The 26,768-nt window shown below is 63.3% G+C and carries 23 protein-coding genes; 11 read left to right on the top strand and 12 right to left on the bottom strand.

The window, feature by feature from the left end:
• Window positions 1-64 precede the first annotated feature (64 nt).
• Genes KIH45_RS12970 through KIH45_RS12960 form a run of 3 tightly spaced genes read left to right on the top strand, consistent with a single transcriptional unit; the run spans window position 65 to window position 3,975 of the window.
• Entirely contained in the window at window positions 65-1,096 is a 1,032-nt protein-coding gene (locus KIH45_RS12970; protein ID WP_213176439.1) for a pyridoxamine 5'-phosphate oxidase family protein, read from the top strand.
• A gap of 57 nt (window positions 1,097-1,153) precedes the next feature.
• Window positions 1,154-2,698 carry a dihydrolipoyl dehydrogenase gene (locus tag KIH45_RS12965; protein WP_213176438.1) on the top strand — a complete coding sequence of 515 codons (1,545 nt, stop codon included), beginning with the start codon at window positions 1,154-1,156 and terminating at the stop codon, window positions 2,696-2,698.
• The gene (locus KIH45_RS12960; RefSeq protein ID WP_213176437.1) at window positions 2,695-3,975 is read left to right on the top strand and encodes a serine hydrolase domain-containing protein; all 1,281 of its coding nucleotides are present in this window, start codon (window positions 2,695-2,697) and stop codon (window positions 3,973-3,975) included. Before KIH45_RS12965 ends, KIH45_RS12960 begins: the two co-directional genes overlap by 4 nt.
• Window positions 3,976-4,022: 47 nt before the next feature.
• On the opposite strand, the gene KIH45_RS12955 is transcribed toward KIH45_RS12960, so the two are convergent.
• Entirely contained in the window at window positions 4,023-5,069 is a 1,047-nt protein-coding gene (locus KIH45_RS12955; RefSeq protein ID WP_213176436.1) for an AraC family transcriptional regulator, read from the bottom strand.
• A 145-nt stretch (window positions 5,070-5,214) separates the two neighbouring features.
• On the opposite strand from KIH45_RS12955, the gene KIH45_RS12950 reads away from it, so the two are divergent.
• Window positions 5,215-5,682 carry a nuclear transport factor 2 family protein gene (locus KIH45_RS12950; RefSeq protein ID WP_213176435.1) on the top strand — a complete coding sequence of 156 codons (468 nt, stop codon included), beginning with the start codon at window positions 5,215-5,217 and terminating at the stop codon, window positions 5,680-5,682.
• A 31-nt stretch (window positions 5,683-5,713) separates the two neighbouring features.
• On the opposite strand, the gene KIH45_RS12945 is transcribed toward KIH45_RS12950, so the two are convergent.
• Entirely contained in the window at window positions 5,714-7,585 is a 1,872-nt protein-coding gene (locus tag KIH45_RS12945) for an ABC-F family ATP-binding cassette domain-containing protein (protein WP_213176434.1), read from the bottom strand.
• A gap of 135 nt (window positions 7,586-7,720) precedes the next feature.
• The gene (locus KIH45_RS12940) at window positions 7,721-7,831 is read right to left on the bottom strand and encodes a helix-turn-helix domain-containing protein (RefSeq protein ID WP_213176433.1); all 111 of its coding nucleotides are present in this window, start codon (window positions 7,829-7,831) and stop codon (window positions 7,721-7,723) included.
• 108 nt (window positions 7,832-7,939) lie between these two features.
• Here KIH45_RS12940 and KIH45_RS12935 point away from each other — a divergent pair, with 108 nt between their 5' ends.
• From KIH45_RS12935 to KIH45_RS12925, 3 genes are all read left to right on the top strand, one after another.
• A complete protein-coding gene (locus KIH45_RS12935; protein WP_213176432.1) occupies window positions 7,940-9,526 on the top strand; it encodes an AMP-binding protein in 1,587 nt (528 codons plus the stop codon).
• Window positions 9,527-9,631: 105 nt separating this feature from the next.
• On the top strand, window positions 9,632-11,035 hold the full coding sequence (locus tag KIH45_RS12930) for an aromatic ring-hydroxylating oxygenase subunit alpha (protein ID WP_213176431.1): 1,404 nt from the start codon (window positions 9,632-9,634) through the stop codon (window positions 11,033-11,035).
• A 1-nt stretch (window position 11,036) separates the two neighbouring features.
• The gene (locus KIH45_RS12925) at window positions 11,037-11,813 is read left to right on the top strand and encodes an SDR family NAD(P)-dependent oxidoreductase (protein ID WP_213176430.1); all 777 of its coding nucleotides are present in this window, start codon (window positions 11,037-11,039) and stop codon (window positions 11,811-11,813) included.
• A gap of 34 nt (window positions 11,814-11,847) precedes the next feature.
• Here the strand turns inward: KIH45_RS12925 and KIH45_RS12920 are convergent, their stop codons facing one another.
• The 9 genes from KIH45_RS12920 to KIH45_RS12880 all read right to left on the bottom strand — a co-directional run bounded on the left by KIH45_RS12920 (window position 11,848) and on the right by KIH45_RS12880 (window position 21,225).
• Window positions 11,848-12,825, bottom strand: a complete 978-nt coding sequence (locus tag KIH45_RS12920; protein WP_213176429.1) for an NAD(P)H-dependent flavin oxidoreductase — start codon at window positions 12,823-12,825, stop codon at window positions 11,848-11,850.
• On the bottom strand, window positions 12,825-13,985 hold the full coding sequence (locus KIH45_RS12915; protein WP_213176428.1) for an acetyl-CoA C-acetyltransferase: 1,161 nt from the start codon (window positions 13,983-13,985) through the stop codon (window positions 12,825-12,827). Before KIH45_RS12915 ends, KIH45_RS12920 begins: the two co-directional genes overlap by 1 nt.
• A gap of 128 nt (window positions 13,986-14,113) precedes the next feature.
• Window positions 14,114-14,797 (bottom strand): SDR family NAD(P)-dependent oxidoreductase, encoded by a 684-nt coding sequence (locus tag KIH45_RS12910; RefSeq protein WP_213176427.1) that lies wholly within the window; start codon window positions 14,795-14,797, stop codon window positions 14,114-14,116.
• Between the two features lie 89 nt (window positions 14,798-14,886).
• The gene (locus KIH45_RS12905; protein ID WP_213176426.1) at window positions 14,887-15,987 is read right to left on the bottom strand and encodes a helix-turn-helix transcriptional regulator; all 1,101 of its coding nucleotides are present in this window, start codon (window positions 15,985-15,987) and stop codon (window positions 14,887-14,889) included.
• 46 nt (window positions 15,988-16,033) lie between these two features.
• The gene (locus KIH45_RS19475; RefSeq protein ID WP_213176425.1) at window positions 16,034-18,448 is read right to left on the bottom strand and encodes a fimbria/pilus outer membrane usher protein; all 2,415 of its coding nucleotides are present in this window, start codon (window positions 18,446-18,448) and stop codon (window positions 16,034-16,036) included.
• A complete protein-coding gene (locus KIH45_RS12895) occupies window positions 18,420-19,163 on the bottom strand; it encodes a fimbrial biogenesis chaperone (protein ID WP_213176424.1) in 744 nt (247 codons plus the stop codon). Before KIH45_RS12895 ends, KIH45_RS19475 begins: the two co-directional genes overlap by 29 nt.
• A gap of 15 nt (window positions 19,164-19,178) precedes the next feature.
• The gene (locus tag KIH45_RS12890) at window positions 19,179-19,670 is read right to left on the bottom strand and encodes a Csu type fimbrial protein (protein ID WP_213176423.1); all 492 of its coding nucleotides are present in this window, start codon (window positions 19,668-19,670) and stop codon (window positions 19,179-19,181) included.
• Between the two features lie 183 nt (window positions 19,671-19,853).
• A complete protein-coding gene (locus KIH45_RS12885; RefSeq protein WP_213176422.1) occupies window positions 19,854-20,264 on the bottom strand; it encodes a Csu type fimbrial protein in 411 nt (136 codons plus the stop codon).
• Window positions 20,265-20,463: 199 nt separating this feature from the next.
• On the bottom strand, window positions 20,464-21,225 hold the full coding sequence (locus tag KIH45_RS12880; RefSeq protein WP_213176421.1) for an SDR family NAD(P)-dependent oxidoreductase: 762 nt from the start codon (window positions 21,223-21,225) through the stop codon (window positions 20,464-20,466).
• A gap of 104 nt (window positions 21,226-21,329) precedes the next feature.
• Between KIH45_RS12880 and KIH45_RS12875 the strand changes: the two genes are divergently transcribed.
• From KIH45_RS12875 to KIH45_RS12860, 4 genes are all read left to right on the top strand, one after another.
• Window positions 21,330-21,947: a TetR/AcrR family transcriptional regulator gene (locus tag KIH45_RS12875; protein WP_213176420.1), complete on the top strand. Its 618-nt coding sequence runs from the start codon at window positions 21,330-21,332 to the stop codon at window positions 21,945-21,947.
• Between the two features lie 49 nt (window positions 21,948-21,996).
• Window positions 21,997-23,181, top strand: a complete 1,185-nt coding sequence (locus KIH45_RS12870; RefSeq protein WP_213176419.1) for an acetyl-CoA C-acyltransferase — start codon at window positions 21,997-21,999, stop codon at window positions 23,179-23,181.
• A 116-nt stretch (window positions 23,182-23,297) separates the two neighbouring features.
• A complete protein-coding gene (gene purU, locus KIH45_RS12865; RefSeq protein WP_213176418.1) occupies window positions 23,298-24,152 on the top strand; it encodes a formyltetrahydrofolate deformylase in 855 nt (284 codons plus the stop codon).
• A gap of 111 nt (window positions 24,153-24,263) precedes the next feature.
• Window positions 24,264-26,660 (top strand): putative bifunctional diguanylate cyclase/phosphodiesterase, encoded by a 2,397-nt coding sequence (locus KIH45_RS12860; RefSeq protein ID WP_225899888.1) that lies wholly within the window; start codon window positions 24,264-24,266, stop codon window positions 26,658-26,660.
• Window positions 26,661-26,768 lie beyond the last annotated feature (108 nt).

Here is a 26,768-nt window from a genome sequence, read left to right as displayed (position 1 = left end):
CCGCAGTCGTGGCATCGCGGCTGCGCTCAGCACTGCTGCCACGACTTCATAAGGACCGACCGACATGGCGCCCCCTGAACATGCGAACGAAGACATCTTCCATGAGGGCGAGCTTGCCATGCAGCGCGCAGCAGGTGTCGCCGACCGGATGGCTATTGTCGGCCCGAAGGTCATCCGAACCTTTATGCCGGACCAGCATCGCCAGTTCTACGAACAGTTACCCTTCCTTGTCGCCGCGTCAGTAGACGAGGGCGGAGACGTCTGGGCCACGCTGATGACCGGAGAGCCGGGCTTTATAAGTTCGCCTTCGCCGACGGACCTTTCCGTAAGGGCTACCCTTCATGAGAGCGATCCCGCGCTGGACGGACTTCGGGAAGGCGGTGCAATCGGCCTGCTGGGGATCGAGCTGCACACCCGGCGCCGCAATCGCGTGAATGGCCTGATCGACAAATTCGGCCCCAACCAAATGCAAATCCGCGTTCGCCATGCCTTTGGAAATTGTCCGAAGCACGTCCGCCTCAGGCAATATGCGTTTCATCGCAATCCATCTCTGGCTTCGGCCGAGTCCGCGGTCAGGACGACAAGTCTCGATGCGGCGGCAGTGGCCATCATCGAGAATGCCGATACATTTTTCGTAGCATCCTATGCCGACACCGGCGGCGAGCGGCTGGTCGATGTGTCCCACCGCGGCGGGTTGCCGGGGTTCGTGAAAGTGGAGACGGACGGTACGCTCACCGTCCCTGACTTTGCGGGCAATCTCTACTTCAACACGCTTGGCAATTTCGTGGTGAATCCACGCGCGGGACTGCTGTTCGTCGACTTTGCGATCGGCGACTTGCTGCAACTGACCGGTAAGGCGCGGATCATTCATTCCGGGCCACAGGTCGAGCAGTTCGAGGGGGCGCAGCGACTGTGGAATTTTGCGCCGGACAGGATCGTCTTGCGCCCTGCTGCTTCCCCGCTGCGCTGGACCACTGTCGCTGATGGAATTTCGCCCCATTCGCGCAAGACCGGGACATGGAGCGATGTCGCCCAAGGCGCGCCGGGTCAAATAATTGACGGGTCCGAACAAGAACGCGGCACCGGGCGCCGGTAATTCCAAGGGGCCAACCGGCTTTCGACAGGAACTGCCCGCACAAGGAGGACCCGGCTCATGAATTCGCACACCCATCGCTTCGCCGACAGGGCAATCCGCCCGCTGAAAGACCAGTTCGACTTTGATGTCGCGATCATCGGCGCCGGTACTGCTGGCATGTCGGCCTATCGCGAAGCGTCGCGCTATACCGACCGCATTGCCCTTATCGACGGCGGGCCGCTCGGCACGACTTGCGCGCGCGTGGGGTGCATGCCGTCGAAGCTGCTGATCGCAGCAGCCGAAGCTGCCGAAGCCGGTCGGCACGCGGCGATGTTCGGCGTTACGCATGGGCCGGCGATCATCGATGGAAAGGCGATCATGAACCGCGTGCGTAGTGAGCGCGATCGCTTTGTCGGCTTTGTCGAGCAGGCGATTATGGCTTTCGACCGGTGCGAACTGATCCGGGAGTATGCGCGGTTCGAGGACAATCACACGCTGCGTCTTTCCAGCGGTCGCACCGTTACCGCGCGCACGGTCGTTATCGCCAGCGGGTCGAGCCCGGTCATTCCCTATACACTTCAGGCGGCTGGCGACCGGCTCATCGTCAATGACGATGTATTCGACTGGCATGATCTGCCCGGCTCTGTCGCGGTCATGGGGACGGGCGTGATCGGGCTGGAACTGGGGCAGGCCTTGCACCGTCTTGGCGTGCGGGTGAGGCTTTTTGGCCGCCGTGGCCGTGTCGGCATGATAACCGACCCCGTGGTCAGAGACTATGCCGCAAAGTGTCTGGCAGACGAGAATCCCATGACGTGGGATGTCGAGCCTGCCGTATCGAGAGAAGGTGACAAGGTCGTCCTGAATTGGGGGCCTTCCGCCGAAGAGCAGGAGCAATTCGACTTCGTCATCGCAGCGGCGGGGCGCCGCCCGAATGTCGCCTGGCTCGGCCTCGAAAACACCAGTCTCGCGCCTTACGAGAAAGACGTGCCGCCGTACGATGCGCTGTCCGGACGGACGGCGGCGAAGAACATCTTCATCGCAGGCGACGCCACCGCGCAGCTTCCGCTTTTGCACGAGGCTGCGGACGAAGGGCGCATCGCGGGGGAGAACGCGGCGCTTTATCCCGATTTCTACCGCCGGGTCCGTCGCACCCCGATCGGCATCGTCTTCTCCGATCCGCAGATCGCCGTGGTCGGTGCAAGTCACGCGGCCCTGTTGTCCGACCGCACAACCGATTTTGCGGTCGCCGAGGTTTCGTTCGAGGACCAGGGCAGGGCGCGGGTCATGGGCGTGAACAAGGGACTCCTGCGGGTCTACGCAGAGAATGGCACGGGCCGCTTTCTTGGGGCCGAGATGTTCGGTCCGGCGGCGGAGCATATCGCGCATCTGCTGGCCTGGACGATCGAGGCCGGAATGACGGTCGAGCAGATCTTGCAGATGCCGTTCTACCACCCGGTGATCGAAGAAGGCGTGCGAACCGCGTTCAGGCACCTTGCCGAGGCCTTAGGCGGACAAGCCAATCCGCCTCTGCGCTGCATGGAACGCGATGCAGCGTCGCGGCCCTTGTCAGTCACAGCGCCCGTGGCCGCGATGCTGCCCGCTGCCACGGAGATCCGGGCATGACGCGGAAATATATCTCCCTGATTGTCGTCATGCTGCTGGCTGGCATGCTCTGGACCGGACTGGTCTTTGCCGGGTTGAGCGAGGGCTGGACCCGCGCCGCGATTGCGCCACCGGATGATGCAAAGGCGTTTCTGGCTGCAGCACAAGACAAGGCGATGGAGCGTAATCGCGGCAACGTCGCGCTGATCCTGATTTCCAAGGGCGAGGAAGCGGGCAGCTTTGCTTTCTCCGAAGGAGAGGCAGTCGACCGGGATTCCGTGTTTCAGGTCGCGTCGCTGGGCAAGTGGCTCACGGCATGGGGCGTGATGGCCTTGGTCGACGACGGTAAAATCGATATCGACGCACCCGTTTCGGATTATCTCACGCGCTGGCAGCTTCCGCCGTCCACATTCGACAACGACGGCGTCACCGTCAGGCGGTTACTCAGTCATACTGCCGGCCTTGAAGACGGCCTCGGCTATGACGGCTTCGCCTCTGCCGAGGAACGTCAGACGCTGGAGCAATCGCTGACCCGCGCGGGCGACGCAGCGCCGGGCAAGAGCGGAGAGGTTCGGCTGGGCAGGGAACCGGGTAGCGGCTGGCAATATTCGGGCGGTGGCTACACGCTGCTGCAACTGCTGGTCGAAGAGGTGTCCGGCCAGTCATTCTCCGAATACATGGACAGTGCGGTTTTCGCGCCCCTTGGCATGACGCGCACGACATTCGACCATGATCGCGCCATCGAACTTGGACTGGTCCAGAACTTTCGGCCGGACGGCACGACCGAACCGTTCCGCTGGTACACCGCCAAGGCGGCGACATCGCTTTTCACGACGGCTGGCGACCTGTCGCTATTCGTGAAGGCACAAGGACCGGACGGGCGGCAATCCGTTCTTTCAAAGGGCTCGCGCGACCTCGTCATGGCTCCCCATGCCTCGCAGCTTGGTGCCGAAATCTGGGGCCTTGGCGCGATGCTCTATGCGCCCAACAACCGGGGCGGTTTCATCATTGGCCATGACGGTCAGAACGGCCCGGCGATCAATACCGCTGCGCGGCTCGATCCGGCGACTGGCGACGGGATCGTGGTTCTTTCGACAGGAACGCCTTTGCTGGCAACCGACCTGGCAGGCGAATGGGTTTTCTGGCGGACAGCAAATGTCGATGCTCTCGACTTCGCTTCGGCCCTGCCGGATGCGCTGCTCTGGCTCGCCGCCGGATGGCTGCTGCTTATTATCATTGCGATCATGGTTGGATATCGGATGCATGTCCGCAAAAAAGCGGGCTCGCCGGCGTCGTGAACGGGCTGTGTGAAATGGTCGCGGCGAAGGGAGCCCTTCCGTCTGGTTCAGGCCCGGAGCGTGCCGTTCCGATGCAATGCTTGGGCCGAGGCAATTGCAGGAGCGCGCGGGGCCTCTTCCCGAAAGGCACGAGGTGTCTTGCCCGACCAGCGTTTGAAGGCGCGCGTAAACGAACTTTGTTCGGCAAAGCCGGTCAGGAACGCCACTTCGACCAAAGACTGTCTGCCTTCGGCCACGAGGCGAAGGGCAACCTCGCGCCGTGCTTCGTCCACAAGGGACTGGTAGCTGTGACCGCGTTCGGCAAGCCGGCGCTGAAGCGTTCTGCTGCCGATGCCCAAATCGCGGGCGACATCCTGAAGTCTGGGCACGCCGTCGCTCAACGCGTTGGCGACGCAGATCACGACTTCGCGATCGACCCCGTCCTCCTCGGTCACACCAAGGCTTTGTTCGAGGTTCGCGCGCAAAAAGTCCCAGATATGCTGATCGCCGACCCGGTTCTGCCGGTCGAGATCCTCTCCGCGCAGAACGATCGCATCGAACGGCGCGCCGTACGTGATCGGGCACCGGAAATGGGCTCTCAGCGGCTCAATCGAGCCGACCGGCTGGTGCATGAACTGAACCCTTGCAGGGGTCAGGTCCGACCCGTTGGCATCGCGCCACAAGGTCAGCAAAGTTCCAAGCGCGGCCTCGTTCGAAAGGCGTCCCCCTTCCGTCGCGACCGTACGAGTGTTGGTCCACCAGCCGTCCGTCCCATGCTCTGCAAAAGCGAAGACCGAGTAGGGATTGAACAGCCGGGCATAGCGATCCAGCCGCTCGATCGATCGACGGAGCGTCGGTGCCGAACGCATGGTCAGACCCAGCAGTCCGAAGTCCTCAAGCCGCATCGAACCCGATGTTCGCATGTGAAAGGAAATGTCGGGCTGTTCGGTTTGGGCCAGCGCTTCGAACAGGGCGTGGTGCTGTTCGACGGGTACCCGATTGGCAGGAGTGGTTATCACCTCGCGATCGAGCCCGAGTTGCCCGAGCGCACGTTCCGCCAGATCGCCATCGACCTGTGCCAGGGCCTTGGCCGAGAACAGTGATGAAACTTCCAACTGTTTCCCCATCGATGCGGCGTCATCGCCGCGCTGAAAGCGACCGGCTGTTCGGTATCAGGATACCCCGCAAATGGCACGCGGCGTCAAGATCGGGACGCGCATTGCCACCGCGTTCCCGCAAACCAATCAAGAGGAGGCAAAGATGACCGAGCGTCAACCGCTACCACCGTTCACTCGCGAAACGGCGATCCGCAAGGTGCAGATTGCCGAAGATGCCTGGAATTCGCGCGATCCGCACAAGGTCGCGCTGGCCTATAGCGAGGACACCCAGTGGCGAAACCGGGCGGAATTCCTGACGGGCCGCGAAGCGGTGAGGGCGTTTCTGACCCGCAAGTGGACGCGCGAGCAGGAATACCGGCTGGTAAAGGAAATCTGGGCCTTCGAGGAAGCCCGCATCGCGGTCCGTTTTGCGTACGAGTACCGTGATGGCAGCGGACAGTGGCACCGCGCCTACGGCAATGAGAACTGGGAATTCGATGCAACGGGCCACATGCAGCGCAGGATCGCCAGCATCAACGAGCACACTATCGATGAAACGGAACGAAAGCTTCTCTGGCCGCTCGGTCCGAGGCCCGACGAGCATCCGGGACTGACCGAACTTGGCTTCTGAAGGTCAGTCTTAGCGGTCCGCGGGATAAGCTCTAAGCGTTTTCGAGCGCTTCCAGTTGCTCACCCAAATCCAGCCATTCTGCCTCGGCTTTTGCCAACCGCTCGCTCACCTCGGTCCGGCGGATGAGCAAATCTCCCATCGCAATGTCGGCGAGATGCGGCGGCGCCTTTGCCGGGTCGCACATCGTCTCGTCGATCTCGTTCAAGCTGGATTCCAGCCGGGCCATGGCCTTCTCGGCGGTTGCCAGTTCCGACTTGAGGAAACGGGCCTTGGCGCGCGTCTTCGATGAATTGCCGGACGCGGTCTTGCCTGCGCTTTGTTTCGCTTCCTTTTTCGGCTGGTTCCGGCCCAGCACAAAGTCGATGTAGTCGTCCATGCTGCCGGAATATTCGCGCGCCGTTCCGCCATCGACCAGCATCAGGCGATCCGCGGTTAGTTCGACCATGTGGCGATCGTGGCTGATCAGGATGACCGCGCCGGAGTAATCGTTTAGCGCCTGGACCAGCGCTTCACGCGCATCGACGTCGAGGTGGTTCGTCGGCTCGTCAAGGATCAGCAGATGCGGCGCATCGCGAGTGATGAGCGCAAGCGCCAGCCGCGCGCGCTCTCCGCCCGAAAGCTTCTCAACCTTCTGCGTCGCGCGGGGGCCGGAAAAGCCGAAGCGGCCCAGTTGCGCGCGAACGGCGGCGGGGTTCTTGCCCTCCATCGCCAGCGTCATCAGGTCTAGCGGCGTCGAATCTGACGACAGTTCCTCGACCTGGTACTGCGTGAAATAGCCGACCTTCAGCTTGCCCGGCGCCGACATCTCGCCTTCCACGGCCTGAAGCTGGGCCGAGAGCAGGCGAGCCAGCGTCGTCTTGCCGTTGCCGTTTCGGCCCAAGAGCGCGATCCGGTCATCCGCGTCGATCCGCATGTTCAGGCGCTTCAGGATCGGCGGCGCATCGCCATAAGCGACGGCAGCCCCGTCGAGTGTGATCATCGGAGAGCGCAATTCGCCGGGCGAGGGAAATTCAAAGCTGAGCGAGGGGTCTTCCATGAGCGCGACGATCGGCTGCATCTTGGCGAGCATCTTGGCACGCGCCTGCGCCTGCTTTGCGGTCGATGCCCGCGCGCTGTTGCGGGCGACGTAATCCTCAAGCCGCGCACGCTGCGCATCCTGCGCCGCCTTGGCCGAAGCCAGCTGCGCCGCGCGTTCGGCGCGCTGCTTTTCGAAGGAATCGTAGCCGCCGGAATAGAGCGTCAGCTTGCCGCCCTGAAGATGCAGGATGTGATCGACGACATTGTTAAGCAGGTCGCGTTCGTGACTGATGACCAGCAGCGTTGCTGGATAGGACTTGAGGAAATTCTCCAGCCACAAGGTCGCTTCGAGGTCGAGGTGGTTCGACGGTTCGTCGAGCAGCAGCACGTCCGGTTCTGAAAACAGCAGCGCGCCAAGCGCGACGCGCATTTTCCAGCCACCGGAAAAACTGCTGAGCGGTCGGCGCTGCATTTCCTCGTCAAAACCCAGGCCGTTGAGGATCTTGGCCGCACGCGCCGGGGCGCTATAGGCGTCGATGGCCAGCAGTCGTTCGTGTACTTCGCCAAGCCGGTCGACGTCGGTGCATGTCTCCGCCTCGTCGAGCAGCTGCGCGCGTTCCACGTCGGCGGCCAGCACGGCCTCTTCCGGCGTGATCGCGCCATCGGGGGCTTCCTGCGCGATATAGCCGACGCGGGCCCGCGAAGGTCTGCCGATGTGGCCGTCGTCAGGTTCGATCTCGCCGATGAGGGTCTTCATCAGCGTCGACTTGCCGGCCCCGTTACGCCCGATCAGTCCAACCCGCGAACCTTGCGGAATTGTCGCGCTGGCGCGTTCGAGAATGGGCCGACCGCCAAGCCGGACAGTGATGCCATCGATAGTAAGCATGCGCGGCCCATAGCAGCACCGCACGGCAGGCCCAACGATTTGAATGGCTAGAGACCGAAGATCGGCAAATCTTTCACGAGCCGGTCAGTTCTCCTTCCGGTTCGGCGCGCCAGAACAATGAGGTCCGGCACGCCCTCAGGCGCTCTGATCCGAGTTCTTCCTGATCCAGTAATTCAGCTGAGACCGCGACATCTTCAATAAACGTGCCGCTTCCGACACGTTGCCAGCGCTGCGTCGCAGGGGCAAGTGAGGGTGCGGGTATCACCGGCGCGATGCCTTGCCCACGAACCGCGCGGCGAGATTGCATCACAAGAGGCCAGCGGCTTGATTGCGCGCGAAAGGGAGAGCGCGACGATGGCACGCCGTGAAATCGATGGCTGGAGCATTCGCTGGGACGAGGACCGCGCCGTGCAGGCCCGCCGCGATGGCTGGTGGGGAAGGGAAACCCTGTCCGACATCCTGCCGCGAATAGCCGGCGATACGCCTGACCGCGTGATGATCGTTGATGGCGACACCCGCCTCACCGCTACGCAGCTGCATGATCAGGCGCGACGGCTTGCGAGCTGGCTTCGGGGCAGGACCACGCCGGGGGATGTCGTGTCGTTCATGCTGCCCAACTGGCACGAGGCAGCCGTCGTCTATTTCGCCGCGACTTACGCAGGGCTTGTCGCCAACCCGATCCTGCCCAGCCTGCGCGAGCGGGATACCCGCTTCATCGTCGAAGACTGCAAGAGCCGCGTCGTCTTCGTGCCGGAGACTTTCCGTAAGTTCGCCTATGCCGAGATGCTGCGCGGCATCGCGTCGGACATGGATGACACGTTCGAAGTCGTGGTCGTTCGCAGCGATGGCAGGAGCGAGGATGGCGGGCTGGCCAAGATCCTGCGTGCTAGCGAGCCGGGATGGTTCGCAGAACCTGATCCGGATGCGGTGCGGATGGTGATGTACACCTCGGGCACGACTGGTAGGCCGAAGGGGGTTCTTCATACGCACAACACGCTCAATGCCCTTTTGAAGCAGATAGGCGCGCACTGGCTGGTGGAGGAGGGCGATCGCTTTCTCGTCCCTTCACCGATCAGCCACATTGGCGGTTCGATCTATGCATTCGAGGGGCCTGCATTGCTGGGTACGACTGCGGTCCTGATGGACACCTGGGATGCGCTGGCAGCGCTTGAACTGATGCGTGAAGAACGGATTACCCACATGGCCGGGGCAACGCCGTTTCTTGAACACCTGCTGGCGGCTGCGCGCGCCGCAGACGAGCATCTTCCCGAACTCAAGGTCTTTATCTGCGGCGGTGCCTCTGTCCCGCCCGGGCTGATCGAGGAAGCAAACGACTGGTTCGCCAATGCGCGCGTCAGTCGCGTCTATGGCTCGACGGAGGTGCCAGTCACCACGGTGGGGGCATTGACCGACAAGGGCATGGTCCAGGCTGCGCATTCCGACGGCAAGGCAGGCATTGCCGATGTCATTCTTGCCGAAAACGGCGAAATCCGCGCCCGCGGGCCACAGATGTTGGCAGGCTATATCCGTCAGGCAGACGAGGCTGACGCCTTCGATGCCGACGGCTTCTATCGAAGCGGCGATCAGGGCGCGCTGGACGATGCGGGTTTCCTGACCGTCACGGGCCGCATCAAGGACCTGATCATCCGCAACGGCGAGAATATCGCGCCCAAGGAGATCGAGGACCTTCTCATCCGCCTGCCGGAGATAGAGGACGTTGCGATCGTGGGCGTCCCCGATCCGAAGACCGGAGAGCGGGCCTGTGCGGTGATCGTGCCTGTCGCGGGTGCCCGCCCAGATGTGCCCATGTTGGCCGAATACCTTTCTGGCCTTGGGGTCACGCGCTTCAAGTATCCAGAGCGTGTGGAGCTTCGCAATTCCCTTCCCCGGAACGAGGCCGGCAAGGTTTTAAAGCACGTTTTGCGCGCCGAACTCGCCTGATCAGCGTGTCCGACATCGCCCCTGCGGTTGTCCGGGGCGGTCCCTTCGAGATTGCCTGTCGAGGCAATAAGACCGGGAAAAACCCGTATCGAGAGGACTTCCGCAATGGCCGAGGCCGATCCCGCAGCCCGTTTCGACATTCCGCATCTCGTCGACAATCCCGAGCGTATTCCCGCCCCGCGCTATTATGACGAGGCCTTCTTCGAGGCCGAGAAAAAGGACCTGTGGCCCCATGTCTGGCAGATGGCGACGCGGCTTGAGCTGATCGAAAATGTCGGTGACTGGATCGAATATTCGAACCTGGGCCGCTCGGTCATCGTCGTTCGTACCAAGGACGGGGTGAAGGCCTATCACAACGCCTGCCGTCACCGGGGTGTGCCGGTCGCACCGCCGGGCGGGCATGGCAATTGCAAGTCGGCTGGCTTTATCTGCCCGTTCCACGGCTGGCGCTGGAACCTCGATGGTGAGAATACCTTCGTCTACGGCAAGCACTTCTTCAGCGAAGATCAACTGGACGCCGCTGACCTAGCGCTGCGCCCCTGCCGGGTCGAGACCGCGATCGGCTGCGCTTTCATCAATTTCGATGACGACGCGCCATCGCTGCGTGACAGCATCGGCCCCATGCTGGAAGCGCTGGAAATGCGCGGCATGGACAAGCAGCGCGCCGAATGGTGGTACGCGACCAAGCTGCCCGCAAACTGGAAAGTCGCGATGGAAGCCTTCATGGAAGGCTACCACGTCATGAAGACGCACCCGCAGCTTCAGCAGATGCTGCCGCAGCTTTACAACACGATGTACGGCATGGACACGGGCGGCATCGGCGTTCCGATCAACCCGAACCTGACCGTCCGTCAGAATGTGCAGGCCCAGTTCGAGCATATGAAGCTTTTGAACGAGGGAATGGCCGGCATGGTCCACGCCAAGGAAGTCGAAATCGCCAGCCACCTGCTGGACGTGGAACTTCCCGAGGATCCGGCCCAGGCGATCCCGATGTGGTATGGCATCGTTCAGCACCAGGTCGTGGAACAGTTGCGCGCACGGGGCGAGGATCTGCCCGATCTGAATGCGGTGGCGCAATCGCACCCGGTTCAGGCAGTGGAATTCATCTTCCCGCACTATTTCGTGCTGCCGACGATGAGCAGCGCGTCCGCCTATCGCATCAGGCCGCTGGGGCCGGAGGAATGCCTGTTCGAAATCTGGTCGCTGACCCAGTTCGCCGAAAGCGACGAACACACGGCCGTGACGGAACCGACCGTTCTTCCGTTCGACAGTGATGAATTCCCGCCTATCCCGCGGCAGGACTACGCCAACATTCCGATCCAGCAGCAGGGGCTGAAGGCCGAAGGCTTCGACTACATGCGACTGGGCAAGGGGATCGAGGGCCTGATCAGCAACTATAACCGTATCATCGACGGTTATCTGAAGGGCGCGGACAGCGACAAGCTGAAGGCGGCGACGAATACGTTGCAGCACAACTTCGACGGCCAGATTCACGAGTACGATTTCTGACATGACGAAGTGTGCGATTATCACGGGCGCCGGTAGCGGCATTGGCCTGGCGACAGCGAAGATGCTGCACGATGCCGGTTTCGGCATCGTCGGCGTCGGGCGGAGCGAGGACAAGCTGGCGACGCTGGCCGCCGAGCTGGGCGATACCGACAGGCTGGTGACCGTTGCCGTCGATGTCACGGCGGACGACGGCCCCAAACAGATCGTGGAGGCAGCGCTTTCGCGGTTCGGCAGTATCGATGCCTTGATCAACAATGCAGGGCTGGGCAGTCCGACACCGCTTCACGAAACCGACGACGCGACTCTGGACCGGTTTCTGGATGTCATGTTGCGTGCGCCGTTCCGGCTTTGCCGTGAAGCGATCGGCCACATGAGCGAGGGCAGTGCCGTCGTGAACGTCACCAGCACGTTCGCCATGATCGGCGGCAAGCGTGGCGGTCCTTACTCGGCAGCCAAGGGCGGCTTGCGTTCGCTGACCGAACACATGGCAGTTGAATATGGTCCGCGCGGAATTCGCTGTAACAACGTCGCACCGGGGGTGACGATGACCGACATGGTCCGCCACCGTTTCGAGGATGAAACCTTCAAGCGCGTGAACGTTGAAACGACGCCTTATCCGCGCCTTGCCGAACCCGAAGACGTGGCGAGCGTGATCGCTTTCCTGTGTTCGCCCGGCGGCGAGATGGTGAACGGCCAGTCCATCGTGGTGGACGGGGGCTGGACCCGCACGAAGTACTTGTCGCCAAGGGCGCTGACTTCGGAATGGGTCGACCAGTAGGGGGCGGTAACCCGCCACTCTACCGGCTGAAAGCTCAGGCGACGAACCCTGCCAGCCGCTCTTTCACGATGGCTTCGGCGTCGCTGACGATGCGTTCGACAAGCTCCTTGCAAGTCGGAATGTCATGGATCAGCCCCTGTATCTGGCCGGCCCAGACAAGCCCTGCATCGACATTGCCGGTTTCCAGCGCTTCGCGGCCCTTCATGCCCGATACAAAGGGCTGAACGTCGGCAAATTCCGCATCCTCGCGGTTGCCGATCTCCACCACCTTGTCGGACACGCTGTTACGCGCCACGCGGCCGGTATTGCGGAAGCGACGGAAGATGAGGTTGGTCGCCCGCTCGTCATTTTCGACGAGGAACTGCTTGATATTGTCGTGGATCGGCGCCTCGACCGTCGCGCAGAACCGCGTCCCCATGTTGATGCCTTCCGCGCCCAATGCCAGCGCCGCGGCAAGCCCGCGCCCGTCGCCGATGCCGCCTGATGCGATCATCGGGATCTTCAGCTTGTCGGCTGCGGCGGGGATCAGGATCAGGCCCGGAATGTCGTCTTCGCCGGGATGCCCGGCACATTCGAACCCATCGATCGAGATGATGTCGACGCCCATCCGCTCTGCCGACAAGGCGTGGCGAACCGCCGTGCACTTGTGCAGGACGGTAATGCCGTGGGCCTTGAAGTCGTCGACATGTTCCTGCGGCTTGTAGCCGGCAGTTTCGACGATCTTGATGCCGCTATCGATGATCGCCTTGCGATATTCGGCATAGGGCGGCGGATTGACCGATGGCAGGATCGTCAGGTTCACGCCGAAAGGTTTGTCGGTCATCGAGCGGCAGCGCTCGATCTCGCGCCTGAGATCATCGGGTGTAGGCTGGGTGAGGGCAGTCAGGATTCCGAGGCCGCCCGCATTCGAAACGGCAGCAGCCAGTTCTGCCCGGCCCACCCACATCATGCCGCCCTGGACGACTGGATGTTCGATGCCCAGCATCTTGGTCACGCGTGTGCGAATAGCCATCAGAGCACCTCCACGATCGTGACATTGGCGATGCCGCCGCCTTCGCACATGGTCTGAAGACCATACTTCTTGCCGCGTGCTTTCAAGGCATGGATCAGTGTCGACATCAGCTTGGTCCCGCTTGCGCCCAACGGGTGGCCCAGGGCGATGGCACCACCATTGACGTTTAACTTGGCCGGATCGGCGTCGAGGGCCTCCATCCACGCCATCGGGATCGAGGCAAAGGCCTCGTTCACTTCGTAAAGGTCGATGTCCTCCAGCTTCATACCGGACTTTGCCAGCGCCTTTCGCGTTGCAGGGATCGGTTCTTCCAGCATGATGACCGGGTCACCGCCGGTTACGGTCAGGTCCACGATCCGCGCGATCGGCGTCAGGCCGTGGCTTTTCAGCGCGCGCTCCGACACGATCAGGGTGCCCGATGCGCCGTCGCAGATCTGGCTGGCATTGCCCGGAGAGATCACGCCGCCTTCGTTGAGCGGATCGAGCCCGGCGAGACCTTCCATCGTCGCGTTGAACCGGATACCTTCATCGACGGTATGCATACCGTCTTCGGTGGCGATCGGGATAATCTCGCCCGCAAAGGCTCCGTCCTCGGTAGCGCGGGCAGCGCGGCGGTGACTTTCCAGGGCATAGCTGTCCAGCGCCTCGCGGCTAAAGCCGAATTTCTGCGCGATCATTTCCGCGCCGGTGAACTGGCTGAACGTCGGGACGCCGAACCGGTCCTGTATCCTCTGGCTGAACGGCCCGGTACCGATGTGATCGCGTTCATGCAGGGTGATGTTGGAGAACATCGGAACGCGCGTCATGGATTCGACGCCCGCGGCGATCACCACGTCCTGCGTTCCCGACATCACGGCCTGAGCCGCGAACTGCATGGCCTGTTGTGACGATCCGCACTGGCGATCGATGGTGACGGCCGGAACGGTCTGCGGCAATTTCGATGCAAGCACGACATTGCGGCCGAAGGCAAAGCCCTGTTCGCCGGCTTGGGTGACGCAGCCGATGATGACGTCGTCGATGGCGTCGGGTGCGATGCCGCTGCGCTCGACGATGGCGTTCAGGATCTCTCCGCCAAGGTCGGCGGGATGCCAGCCGGCAAGCCGCCCCTTGCGCCGTCCGCCTGCGGTGCGGACGGCCTCCACGATGAATGCGTCTGCCAAGTCGCGATACTCCCGTTCATGTCCCGTTCGGCCCTTGGGCCGGTTCGCCGGAACAGTCGGGAATGCACCGCTTCAAGGCAATCGGCGCGCCTTCATATCGCTTCGCCGATGCAGCGCGATCAGCGCAGTCACGCGCCCCTGCTGACGGGGACAAGCGCGCCGTTGATCGCGCGGGCCTTGTCGGATGCAAGGAACATGATGACGTCCGCGATGGCTTGCGGCTTTACCCATTCGGAAAAGTCGGCATCGGGCATGTCCTTGCGGTTCGCCTCTGTGTCGATGATCGTGGGCAGGATCGCGTTTACGGTGATGTCCTTGCCCGACATCTCGGCGGCGAGGCTTTCGGTCAGCTTGTGAACCGCGCTTTTCGATGCGCCATAGCTGCCCATGCCGGCATCGGCGGCCAGCGCGCCTTTCGCGCCGATATTCACGATATGCGCGCCCGATGCTTTCATCAGTTCGGGAAGCGCGGCCTTGCACATGTTCGCACAGGTCATGGCGTTGAGCGCGAACATGCGCTGCCACGTTGCAGTATCCCCGTCGTCCAGCGTTTCCCAGACGAAGCCGCCTGCAATGTTCACCAGCACATCGATGGAGCCTAGCTTTTCAGCGACTTCGGCGACGACTGCCTTTGCCGTATCCGCATCGCTCAGATCCTTGCCGCCAAGATCGATGCCGCCGTCAAGCGGCTGGTCGGGCGCTGGCGCGTAATCGACGCGGGCAACTTTATCGCCGGCATCGGCGAAAGCCGTGGCGACCACGCTTCCCAAAGTGCCGAATGCTCCGGTGACGATGATGGTCCGTGCGCTCATTTCTGTCCTCGATCGAATGCGGAAAATGGATTTCGCCCCACCTTGCCGATGTCGCGGCCAAGGTCAAAGCGCCGGGGCGATTGTCCGCATCAGGCAAGCGCCAGAACGCCGGTCAGGATGTGGCGGACAAGGTCGACCTGGCCGCGTGCGCCGGTCTTGGCGTAGATCTTTTTTGAGTAGTTGCGCGCCGTTTCGATCGTCAGGCCGTGGGCCTCGGCCGCCTCTGCAATGGTCATGCCCTGTGCCATCGACCATGCCAGCCGCGCTTCGGTAGGCGTCAGGTCGAACAAGTCGCAAAGCTGTTCCTGCCGGTCGGAACTGGAGGTCCGGTCGCTACGGAAATAGATCACTGCGACAGTGGTGTTGTCGCTGGACAGGCCGCTGATCCGCACCGGAGAGACCAGCATGTCGATCCACGGGTCGGCGCTTAGATTGATGGCGCGCGGACGAGCGCGCCGGTCGGCGGAAAACTCGCGCAGCAGTGCGGTCAGTTGCCGGTCTATCGCCGGCGATTGGGGCGTGAGCCTGTCATAAGGGCCGCGCCGCAGGACCGATGACTGGCGCAGCATCGTTTCGGCCTGATCGTCCATGTCGACGATCCGGCCTTTTGCATCGACCGAGATCCAGCCGAAATTCATGCGACGAAAAGCCTGTGCGCTGATCATGGACCGCGCCCGCTCCCGCTCCAGCGTGGCAAGGACCCGCAAGGCCGCGCGCAAGTGCGGGGTCAGCGCGACGAGCAGATTGCTGACGTCGGCACCGATCGGCTCCGATGCTGAGATTATCAGCCACGCGTCGATGCCGCTTTCGTCCTGCAGGCGCATTGCGCGCAGGTGCGAGATGCCGAGCGGCGAGAGGAATTCTTCGAAATAACGAAGATCGTCCTCTCCCCCCATTTCGAGCAGTTCTTCCAGCGCATAGACCCGGCCTTCGCGCATCAGGCGGCTGAGCAGCTGGTCGTTGCGGTAGCGTGCTGCGAACAGGTCGATCAGGTTGGCGGGAATGTCGCCCGAAGAGGATGACAGCGGCATTGCCTCCTCGCTGTCGCGTGACCGCAGGACCAGTGCCGCAAACCGTGTGCCCGTCGTCGCGCGAAGGCGATCAAGGAAGGTGCGCCAGACGGGCTGCTCCAGAAATCCCTCGTGCAGGGGGACCAGCAGTTCCGTTTCACCGAGATTGGGGACGCGCATGCTTCTGTCTTGCACTCCCGTATGGGAGGGGCAAGTACGATCCCGATCAGTTCACTAGGGCGATGACCGTCTGGCTGCATTCTGCGCGGATTTCGGCCATGCCTTCGATCGCGGCGACCCCGTCCGGCATGGTGATCGTGCAGGCCTGCCCCTGTCGCATCTCGCCGCGCAGGGTCTTCGCCGGCGACAGTGCGTTGTAGTCGATCAGCCCGTCATAACCGACCATGTAGCTTTCGCCCTTATTCGACTGGAGCATCATACCCAGCGGCAGCGGCTTGCCGTTGCTGTCGATCACGCGGACGGGAAGTGAGCGGAACGCGCTTATGTCCATTTCCACCCGGCCCACCGAACCGCGCGCCACCGCGACGCGGCGGTAGGTTGATCCGCTGACGACATCGGCGGGCAGTTCGTCGGGGTCGATATCGAACTGGGTCGGCACCAGCGGCGTGACCTGTTCGACCAGCACGCGGCCCTTTTCGTCGGAGACACCGGCAAGGCGGTTCTCGCGCATCACGGTGACGCCGCCGACATTGCCCGTCTGGACAAAGGCATAGGCCCCGCCGGTCTGGTTGCGGGCAAAGACGGTGCCGCCCGTCGCGATCAGGGTGCCGCGAACGCCGGTGCGCGCGGCAAAGCGGCCCGAGACGTATTCGGCCTGCATCTCGGCGCGGGTGTTGGGCGTGCGATAGCTGCCGCGCCCGCTCAACCGGTCGGTGATCGCGTGGGTGGCCTCTACCGCATAGCCGTAGTCGCCCGGCTGCACGTCGGGGCGCTGGATGCTGGCCTGCATCGACGTGCGCGATCCGTTGCGCGAGACATTGCCCATGGCCTGCGTACGCTCGCCAAAGCGGTACATGATGCCGATCATCGCGCTGATCCGCGAATTGTCGCTCTTGCGCCATGCAAGGTCGAGCCCGACGTCGAGCCGGTCGGCCAGCGACTTGCGGGCATTGGCGCGCAGGATCGTGGTGCTGCCGGTCAGCGTGGGATAGCGCGGGTCCTTCTGCCGCGTGATCCGGCTGGCGCTGACGAGGAAGCGGGCGTCGTATTGTCTTAGGTCGAAATTAACCATCGCGTTGATCTGCGAAACGGGCAGGGCATCGCCCGATGCGGCTGCCAGATCGCGGTAGCCCTTGGTGGGAAACACGCCCTCGATCCGGCCTGAAAGGCCGCGCCCGAAGGATTCGACGCCCATGCGGACAAGCGCGCCAGACGACCCGCCGCCCGTGCTGCCTCGTACTTCCGCCGTTGCCAGCGCGACGCCGCCCAGCGCCACTTCGCCATGTGCGCCGATATTCGCGATCCCTGCACCCACTTCGCCCGATGCGCCCAGCGAGAGCGTGTCGGAAAGCCCGCGGCGGGCAAGAAACGTGGCGGCAAGATCGCGGTAGTCGGCATTGCGCTTGCCGAAATTGCGACGGATCGTCCCGATGTTCACGCCGCCTTCCCAAAGCCCTTTGCGCAGCAACTCGCGCGAGACGTAGAGCTTGGTGGTCTGCACGACCTCGCGGCCCAGTTCGTCGCGCAGGACGACCGAGACTTCGCCGCGCCCGGGGCTGACCGGCACGTTGCGGACCGCAAATTCGCCCGCTTCCAGTTCGCCTGCCGAAAACCGCTTGTCGTTGATGATGAGATCGATGCCCGTCGGCACCGCGACCTGCCCGTCGAAGGCTGGAAGGGGATAGGACACGATGCCGGGGCGCAAGGCAAAGTCACTGGCGATCTGGATGCCTCCAAAGCGCAGCGGGCGCTGGCTGTTGCTACCGACCGAGATGTGATCGCCGACCGTGACCGTCACGCCCTGCGCGCGGTCTGCCATCTGCAGCGCGGTGTTGAGGCGGGTGACCGTGTTGTATCCGGTAGCCGGATCGGAAAGCACGCGGAAATTGGTGCCCAGCCGCTCGTCCCCGCGGGCAAGGCGCGCATCGAAGGCCCCTGCGGCGTAGCTTCCGCTCGCCCCTGCCGAGGCGGTGAGGTCGTAGTCCATGAGGAACGCAGCCATCGGGCGGAACTCGGCCGGATCGCGCATAGGACGGCCCATGTCCTTGTAGTTGACCCCGTCGCTTTTGCGGAACTTCTTCACGATCAGCGTCTGGTCGAGCTGGCTGAAATCCCATGTCGCCAGAACGAAACTGTCGAGCGGGACGTAGCCGCTCGTTTCCATGTCGCTCGCGTCTTCGGGAACGGGCAGGCCGACCATGCGGGCGTCGTCTGCGTCGATGTGAAGCGTACCGTCGATCCACGCGAGCCGGACGAGCTTTTCCTGATTCTTGCCGTCGATGCGGATCGTGGAAAGGCCGGGGCCGGACAGGTCCACGGCATCGGCAATGGTGACATCGCCGGGCAGCGCGAAAGGGTCGGCCGATTGCGCCGCTGCCGGTGCGATCGACCCGGCCAGCGCCGCGATCAGCAGAAACGTCGCAGCGAGGAGATCAGCCGCAGTTCGGTTGCGCCTGGACACGGGTTTCTTCCCCGTCGACGAGAGCCGCGATCTCGATCGGGCCGGACGGGCATCCGGTCCCGATGGTCCATTCCGCGCTCGTGCTGCCCATGACATAGCGCAGCCCGCTGCGGTCGAGCGGAAGCGCCTCGCCCGTGCCGTCGTTCATGGCCACGGCGGCAATGCGCACCGTCTGGCCGCCCGCGTTGTCGAGCATGAGCTTGTCGCCCGCGACCTGCCACGCCAGCTGTGCAGGCTGTGCGGTCTGGCGATCGACGAAAAGCGGAAGGGTAAAGCGAAGGCGCGGCGTAAATTCGCCGTGCCGGTTCAGTGAGGGATCGGGAAGCTGGTCGATCGCGACGCGATAACGCTTCTCCGCCTCTCCCGCCTGCGTGGTACGGACCACGCGGAAAACCTGAGTGTCGCCCGGCTTGATCTGGATGATCGAGGGCGAGACGGTAACGTCGGTCGTGGGTGAGTAGACGTCCTTGCCGTCCACCTGGTCCCACGCGAAAATGCGGACCTGTACGCCGATCTTGCGCGTGGCCGGGTTGCGCAGGCGCAGGGTTTCGGCGGTCTGAGCGCCGTCGAGTTCAAGACGCAGCGGTGCCACCGAGATGTTCGCACCCCTGTCCGAAGCCGCGCCCGCTGGGGATGCAGGCGCGTCGGACGTTTCCGCTGCCAAGGGGCTGGTAGCGGCCAGGAGGGCGAGCAGGGCGATGGCACCGTTACGCATGTCAGATTGCTCCGATCAGAAGGTGACCGTGACGGTCACGGTATCTTCGTAGGAGCCTGCAACGACCGGAGTGGCCGAAACGGGGATGCGGCCATAGGCCGTGATGTCGACGAGACCGGTGGTGGCGACGCCGCCTACGGTGTTGCCGGCCGTGTTGCCCCAGATCGAGCTGCGAGCCGCATCGGTGTAGATCTCGTAGGGGATCACGTCCGCTGCACCAGCCGAGTTGCCGAGGTAACGCTGGGCGCCGCCCGAAGCGTTAAGGCCGACGTCCATGGAAACGTCGTAGTTGGCGCCGACGGTGCAGAGCAGCGAAACGGTCGCCTGCGCGTCGATGTCCTGCGAACCGAGCACGGGGATCGTGCCGAATGCCATCGGGGTTGCGCTGACTTCACATGCGTCGAGCACTTCTGCCGTAACCGGCATCGTCGTGTCGTCGGTCGCGGCGTAGGCCGGAGCCGCGATCAGCGCCGCAGCAACGCCGCCGATCTTCAAAATGGTCTTCATGGGGTGGTCTCCCTGTTATGCTGACCCGAAAAGGGTAAACAGCCATCTAGGGGGAAAACCTGTATTGTTCGTAAATTACGCATTTACCTTTTGGTAATTCTACGCATTTTCCAAGGGGATAGCGGTTAAGCGCGCAGTAACCCCTCCGGCGCCGGGGCGTCGGTCGTTGCGGCCCGAATCTGATCAGAAATTGACGGTGACGACGACGTAGTCGGAGTACTTGCCACTGCGCGCGGTCTGCGTTGTCGACTTGATCTTGCCGTATGCGGTGATGACCGTCGCCCCGCCACGGCGCGAACGGCCGCTGACGGTATTGATGCCGCTGCGATCGCCCCACTGGGCAGTCATCTTGGCATTCGTATAGACCTCGTAAGGCAGGTAAGTGCCTAGAACGGGGTCGAACATATTGCGCGTCTGGCCCTGGGGGTGCTGCCCATTGTCCATCGCGATGTCGTAGTCGACGCCCGGCGAACAGTTGAGCGTGATGTCGGCCGTAGCCGTCGCATTGCCGCCGCCGCCGGGCGTGGTGATGGGGAAGGCCATCGTCGTCGCCTCGATCGAGCAGGCCTCTGCCACTTCGGCCCCGATGGACATCGTCGTCGATTCGCTTTGCGCGCGTGCAATACCGGGCAGCCCCGCAAAGGCGAGGCCACTGCCCAAAATGCATAATATGGCGCGCAGCTGATCCATAACGTTACCCTGCAGGTAACCATCAGCCTTTAACAAATCGTTTTTCCACCAATCCGGATGCTGTCCAGACCCGGAACAACTGCGCGCCCAATAGGGTGACGGCTTACTTCGGGGCCATGCGGATCGCACCGTCGAGGCGGATGACCTCGCCGTTCAGCATCGGGTTGGCCATGATCGATTCGACCAGCATGGCGTATTCCTCTGGGCGGCCAAGGCGGCTGGGGTGCGGGACCTGCTTGCCAAGACTTTCCTGCGCCGCTTCGGGCAGGCCGGCCAGCATGGGGGTCCAGAAGATGCCCGGGGCGATCGTCATGACGCGGATCTGGTGCTGCGACAGGTCGCGCGCGACGGGGAGCGTCATGCCGACAACGCCGCCCTTGGACGAGGCATAGGCCGCCTGGCCGATCTGTCCGTCATAGGCCGCGACCGAGGCGGTGTTGACGATCACACCGCGTTCCTCACCAATCGGATCCAGCAGGACGAGGCGCGCGGCGAACTGCGCGATCATGTTGAACGTGCCGATGAGGTTCACCTCGATCGCCTTGCGGTATGCGCCAAGCGGGTGCGGCTCGTTATCGCGGCTCACGGTCTTGATGGCGGGCGCGATGCCGGCACAGTTGATAAGGACGCGGGCCGTACCGTGCGCAGCTTCGGCTGCGTCGAGAGCGGCCTTCACGCTTTCCTCGCTCGACACGTCGACCTTCTGGAAAATGCCGCCCAGTTCCTTGGCCACGGCTTCGCCCGCTTCTTCATTCATGTCCAAGATCGCGACCTTTGCGCCAGCGCCTGCCAGCATTGTCGCGGTCGCCTTGCCAAGGCCCGATGCGCCGCCGGTGATGATTGCGGCCGTGTCCTTCAGTTCCATCTCGCTATCCTTCTTTCCTTGCGGCCAACCGCGCTTGCGGGGCCGATGAAAACTCGTGAGTGTATTGCTATCTGCGCCGTGTTCTGTCAATCGAGGGACAGCATATGACCGACGCATCGCCCTTCAGAACGGCCGAGCAGAAAGAGGCCGAACGCGCCGCCAAGCGCGAGGCCGTGCTTTCGGCGGCGGCGCGGATGTTCAACGAACGCGGCTTTGCCAATACCTCGCTCGATGACGTTGCGGCGCAGCTCGGCGTGTCGAAGCGTACGATCTATCATTACTATCCAACCAAGGACCGGGTGCTGCTCGAATGCCTGAAGAAAGGGCTGGGGCAGTTGCTGGACGCGGCGGACCAAGCGCGCGTTCGCGACGGTAGCGGGCGTGACAGGCTCGCCTATTTTCTATGCCGCTATGCCGTGATCACGATGGAGGATTTCGGTCGCTGCGTAATCCGCACGGGGGTTGAGCAGCTCAAGGCCGAAAGCATGCCCGAATATCGCACGCTGAAACGCGATATCGACGCGGCGATGGGAGAGTTCCTGCATGAAGCTGTAAAGGACGGCTCTGTTGCTTGCGAGAACGAGAAGCTTGCCGTCTTCGCGCTGGCGGGGGCCCTGAACTGGCCCGCGCGCTGGCACGATCCGGAAGGTGCGCTTTCGAAAGAAGAGATCGCGGGCCAGCTCGTCGAATTTTTGATGCAGGGGCTGAACCCCCGAACCTGATTGCCCGATACATGAAATCGCCCGGCCTTTGCCGGACAAGGAGAGAGATATGACCACTGACCCGATCGTCATCGCCAGCTACGCCCGCACTCCGATGGGCGGGATGCAGGGCGTCTTTTCAGAAGTCGCTGCGCCGACGCTGGGTGCCGAAGCCGTTCGCGCCGCGGTTGAACGTGCGGGGATCAAGGGTTCGGACGTCGACCAGATCGTCATGGGCTGCGTTCTTCCGGCAGGGCAGGGGCAGGCACCGGGTCGCCAGGCCGCGATCTTTGCAGGGCTGGGCGAACACGTGACGGCGACGACCATCAACAAGATGTGCGGTTCGGGGATGCAGGCGGCGATCATGGCTCACGATGCGCTGCTGGCCGGGACTTCGGATATCGTCGTTGCCGGCGGGATGGAGAGCATGACCAACGCTCCCTATCTGCTGCCTAAGCATCGCGGCGGCGCGCGTCTGGGCCATGACGTGGTCAAGGACTCGATGTTCCTCGACGGTCTGGAAGACGCCTACAATCCCGGTCGCCTGATGGGCGCGTTCGCAGAGGACGCAGCGCAGGAATACCAGTTTACGCGCGAAACGCAGGACGAATACGCGATCCGCTCCCTCACCCTTGCGCGCGAGGCGGGCGAAAGCGGCGCATTCGACCGTGAGATTACGCCTGTCACGGTCAAGACCCGCAAGGCTGAAGTCACGATCGACACTGACGAACAACCCGCCAAGGCCAATCCCGAAAAAATCCCCTCCCTCCGCCCCGCCTTTGCCAAGGACGGCACGGTAACCGCGGCGAACAGCTCCTCGATTTCGGACGGCGCGGCCGCGCTCGTCATGTGCCGCGCATCGACCGCTGAGAAGATGGGCCTCACCCCCGTCGCCCGCGTTGTCGGCCATGCCAGCCACGCGCACGAACCCGCGCGCTTCACGACTGCTCCGGTCTTTGCCACCAAGAAGCTGTTCGAAAAGATCGGCTGGGGCATGGACGATGTCGACCTTTTCGAAGTGAACGAGGCATTCGCCGTCGTGGCCCTTATCGCCGAACGCGATCTGGGGATTGAGCGTGACCGTCTCAACGTCAACGGCGGCGCTTGCGCGCTGGGCCATCCAATCGGCGCATCGGGTGCACGAATCATGACGACGCTGCTGGGCGCGATGGAAAACCGCAATCTGAAGCGCGGCGTAGCCAGCATCTGCATTGGCGGCGGCGAGGCGACGGCCATCGCGCTCGAACGCTTCTGACACTGCTTGAGTCAAAGGCCGGTTGAGGACGGCGGCGTTCCTGCCTAAAGCGCCTCGGCGCGCGGCTTTCGCGCCCGATGGCCGCGCGGTTCACGCGCCCGATGGAGATGCGACCCTTGGCGAAACGTTTCGTCCTCAGCCTGTCCTGTCAGGACCGTCCCGGCCTTGTCGCCGGGGTGGCCGGTTTTCTTGCCGGGCAGGGCGGCAACATTACCGACGCGCAGCAGTACAACGACCCTGATACGGAGCGTTTCTTCATGCGGGTCGAGTTCGATCCGGGCGATGTAACGCTCGATGCCTACCGTGCCGGTTTTGCCCCGGTGGGAGAGGAAGCGGGCATGGACTGGAGCCTGCGCGACCGGGAAGAGTGCAAGAAGGTCGTGCTCATGGTCTCGAAGTTCGACCACTGCCTTGGCGACCTGCTCTATCGCAATCGTATCGGGGAACTGGCAATGGACGTCGTCGCAGTGATCTCGAACCATCCGCAGGAAGCACTGGCAGTTACGCTGCTGGGCGATACGCCGTTCCATCACTTGCCGATCACCAAGGACACCAAGCCTCAGCAGGAGGCCGCGGTCCAGAAGGTCATCAACGAAACCGGTGCCGAACTGGTCGTGCTGGCCCGCTACATGCAGATCCTATCCGACGACATGGCCGCATTCCTGTCAGGTCGATGCATTAACATCCACCACTCGTTCCTGCCGGGCTTCAAGGGTGCGAAACCCTATCACCAGGCCCATGCGCGCGGCGTGAAGATGATCGGCGCGACCAGTCACTACGTGACGGCCGACCTCGACGAAGGGCCGATCATCGCGCAGGACGTCGAAGCCGTATCCCATGCCGACACTCCCGAAGCGCTGGTCGCCCGTGGCCGCGATGTCGAACGCCGCGTGCTGGCTCGTGCGGTACGTGCGCATCTTGAAGACCGCGTGTTCCTGAACGGTGAAAGGACCGTCGTTTTCGACCGCTGATCGGGCGCTTGCATAGTTAAGCGAGGGCTACCGTCGGGCAGCTTTCCGACCGGCCCGACGCTGATGGCGCGTTTACCGGTTATCAACCCTGTTTCATGTACCCCTGATGTCATGTTGGGGTCTGTACTCAAGCGCAAGGGCGGCAATTCGACGCCCCCGTCAGCGAGCGAAGACGCTTTCGTGCCCGAGTCGCGCGATGGCATGGCGAAACGCGTCATGGGCAAGCTGCGCCGCGGGGAGGAAAGACCCGGCCGCCTCGTTGGCCTGCAATATGGCGCATTGGCACGTGGTGCCTGGCTGCGCTTTGCGATCTTCATTGCCGCTGCTCTTCCCGCCATGGTCGTTTGGACTTCGGCTGCGGGCGGGATGATCGTGGGCGGCTGGTTTGCGCTTGTCGTCATGATGGCGCTGGCCATGATGCGGATTGAGCGGACCTTCACCGATGCCGAACGCCGCCAGCTCGGATCCGACGAACTTCGCACCCACCTAGCCACCGTCGGCCTTGCCGGTGCGCTGTGGGTTGCGCCCATGCTGATCTTCCCCGAAGTGCTGAGCACCGGCAGCGCGCCGCAATATGCGGTCATGGTCATGTTGATCGGCGTTTTCGTCCTTTCGCTCTCGGTCGTGCCGACGGCGGCCATGGTCTTCATCGGAATATTCGGGATCGGCGGTGCAATCGGTCCGGCGATCCGCGGCGACTGGGTCGCGGCCATCGCGCAGCTTGCCTTTTCGGGCACCATTGCCGGCGGCGCTCTGGCGCTCTCGCGGCTCTACCTGCGCCTGCGCATTACCGAGGCGAGCCTTGCCGAAAAGGCCGAGACCGTTTCGCTCCTGCTTCACGAGTTCGAGGAAAATAGCGCCGACTGGCTGTGGAGCGTCGACAGCTCCCGCCGGGTTCGCGGTGTTTCGCCCCGTTTCGCCCACGCCCTGCAGATGCAGCCGCACCAGGCCGACGGTCAGCCGCTGCTGCGCCTGATTGCGGGTGACGGCTGGGAAAGCGGCTCGCTGCCGTCGTCCCTGCGCGACCTTGCCGAGCGCCTGAAGCGCCGCGAGAGCTTCTCCAACCTAATGGTCCGCGTGAACGTCGGCGGCCGCAGTCGCTGGTGGGAACTGTCGGGCACGCCCAAGCATGACGAGCACGGCCAGTTCTCCGGCTTCCGCGGTGTCGGCTCTGACGTTACCGAACAGCGCGAAAGCGCCGAGAAGATCGCGCAGCTGGCCCGTTACGACCAGCTGACCGGCCTGCCGAACCGCATGATGCTGACCGAAGCACTGGGCACTGCGCTCCAGCGGGCGGAACAGTGGCGCACGCGCTGCGCCTTCCTGATGATCGACCTCGACCGCTTCAAGGCCGTGAACGATACTCTTGGCCACCAGATCGGTGACGAACTGCTGGCACAGGTTTCGCGCCGCCTGCGCGTCTTGATGGGCCAGCACGATACTTGCGGACGCCTAGGCGGTGACGAGTTCGCCGTCGTCATGGCCGACGTCAACGATCGCAACGCCGTCGACCGCATGGCCCATGCCATTATCGACGTGCTGTCCAAGCCCTACGACGTCGACCACCACACGCTTTACGTCGGCGCCTCGGTCGGTTCCGCCATCGGCCCGCGCGATGCGCGCACGGTCGAAACACTGATGCGCAATGCCGACCTCGCGCTCTATCGCTCGAAGGACGAGGGCGGCGGCAGCCACTTCGCTTACGAGCCCCAGATGCACGCCCATGCGGAAGAGCGTCGCAAGCTCGAATTTGCGCTGCGCCACGCGCTTGAGCGGGACGAACTGACGCTGGCCTTCCAGCCCGTCGTCGATGCCGAGACCGAGCAGGTCATGAGCTTCGAGGCGCTGCTGCGCTGGAATTCGGCAGAGTTCGGCCCTGTCAGTCCGGCAAAGTTCATCCCGATTGCAGAGGATACGCGCCTGATCGTGCCGATCGGCGAATGGGCCCTGCGCCGCGCCTGTGAAGAAGCGGCGCGCTGGCCCTCCAACATCCGCATCGCGGTGAACGTCTCGGCAGAGCAGATGCTGGACGCCAGCTTTGCCAGCACCGTTGTCTCGGCGCTGGCCAGCAGCGGCCTTGCGGCTGAGCGGCTGGAGCTCGAAGTCACCGAATCGATCTTCCTGCGCGATGGCGGGGCGGCTCAGAACACGCTCAGCCAGATACAGTCGCTGGGCTGCGGCATTGCGCTCGACGATTTCGGTACCGGCTATTCGTCGCTGGGATACCTGCGCAACAACCGCTTCACGACGATCAAGATCGACCGTTCGTTCGTGACGGGCGCGGCCAAGGACAGCCCGGAATCGCTGGCCATCATCCGCGCCGTCGTCGCCATGGCCGACGCGCTCGACATGACGACCACGGCAGAGGGCGTCGAAAGCGAACGCGAACTCGACCGTATCCGCCAGCTCGGCTGCACCAAGATCCAGGGCTTCCTGTTCGGCCGTCCCATGGGTGCGATCGAGGCGGCAGCGCTGCTCGCACGGGATGCGGACCGCAAGATTGCCTGAGGTCTAAACTGTCGCACTGGGTGACAAAGGTGACACCCTGTCACCCAAGTCCAACACGCCAAAACTGCGTATTTCTGCGCCTTTCGCCTGCATAGGGCCGGGTGACAC

The sequence above is a fragment of the Croceicoccus gelatinilyticus genome, assembly GCF_018398395.1.
Classification (GTDB): domain Bacteria; phylum Pseudomonadota; class Alphaproteobacteria; order Sphingomonadales; family Sphingomonadaceae; genus Croceicoccus; species Croceicoccus gelatinilyticus.
This window is presented reverse-complemented; position numbering and strand designations above follow the sequence as displayed.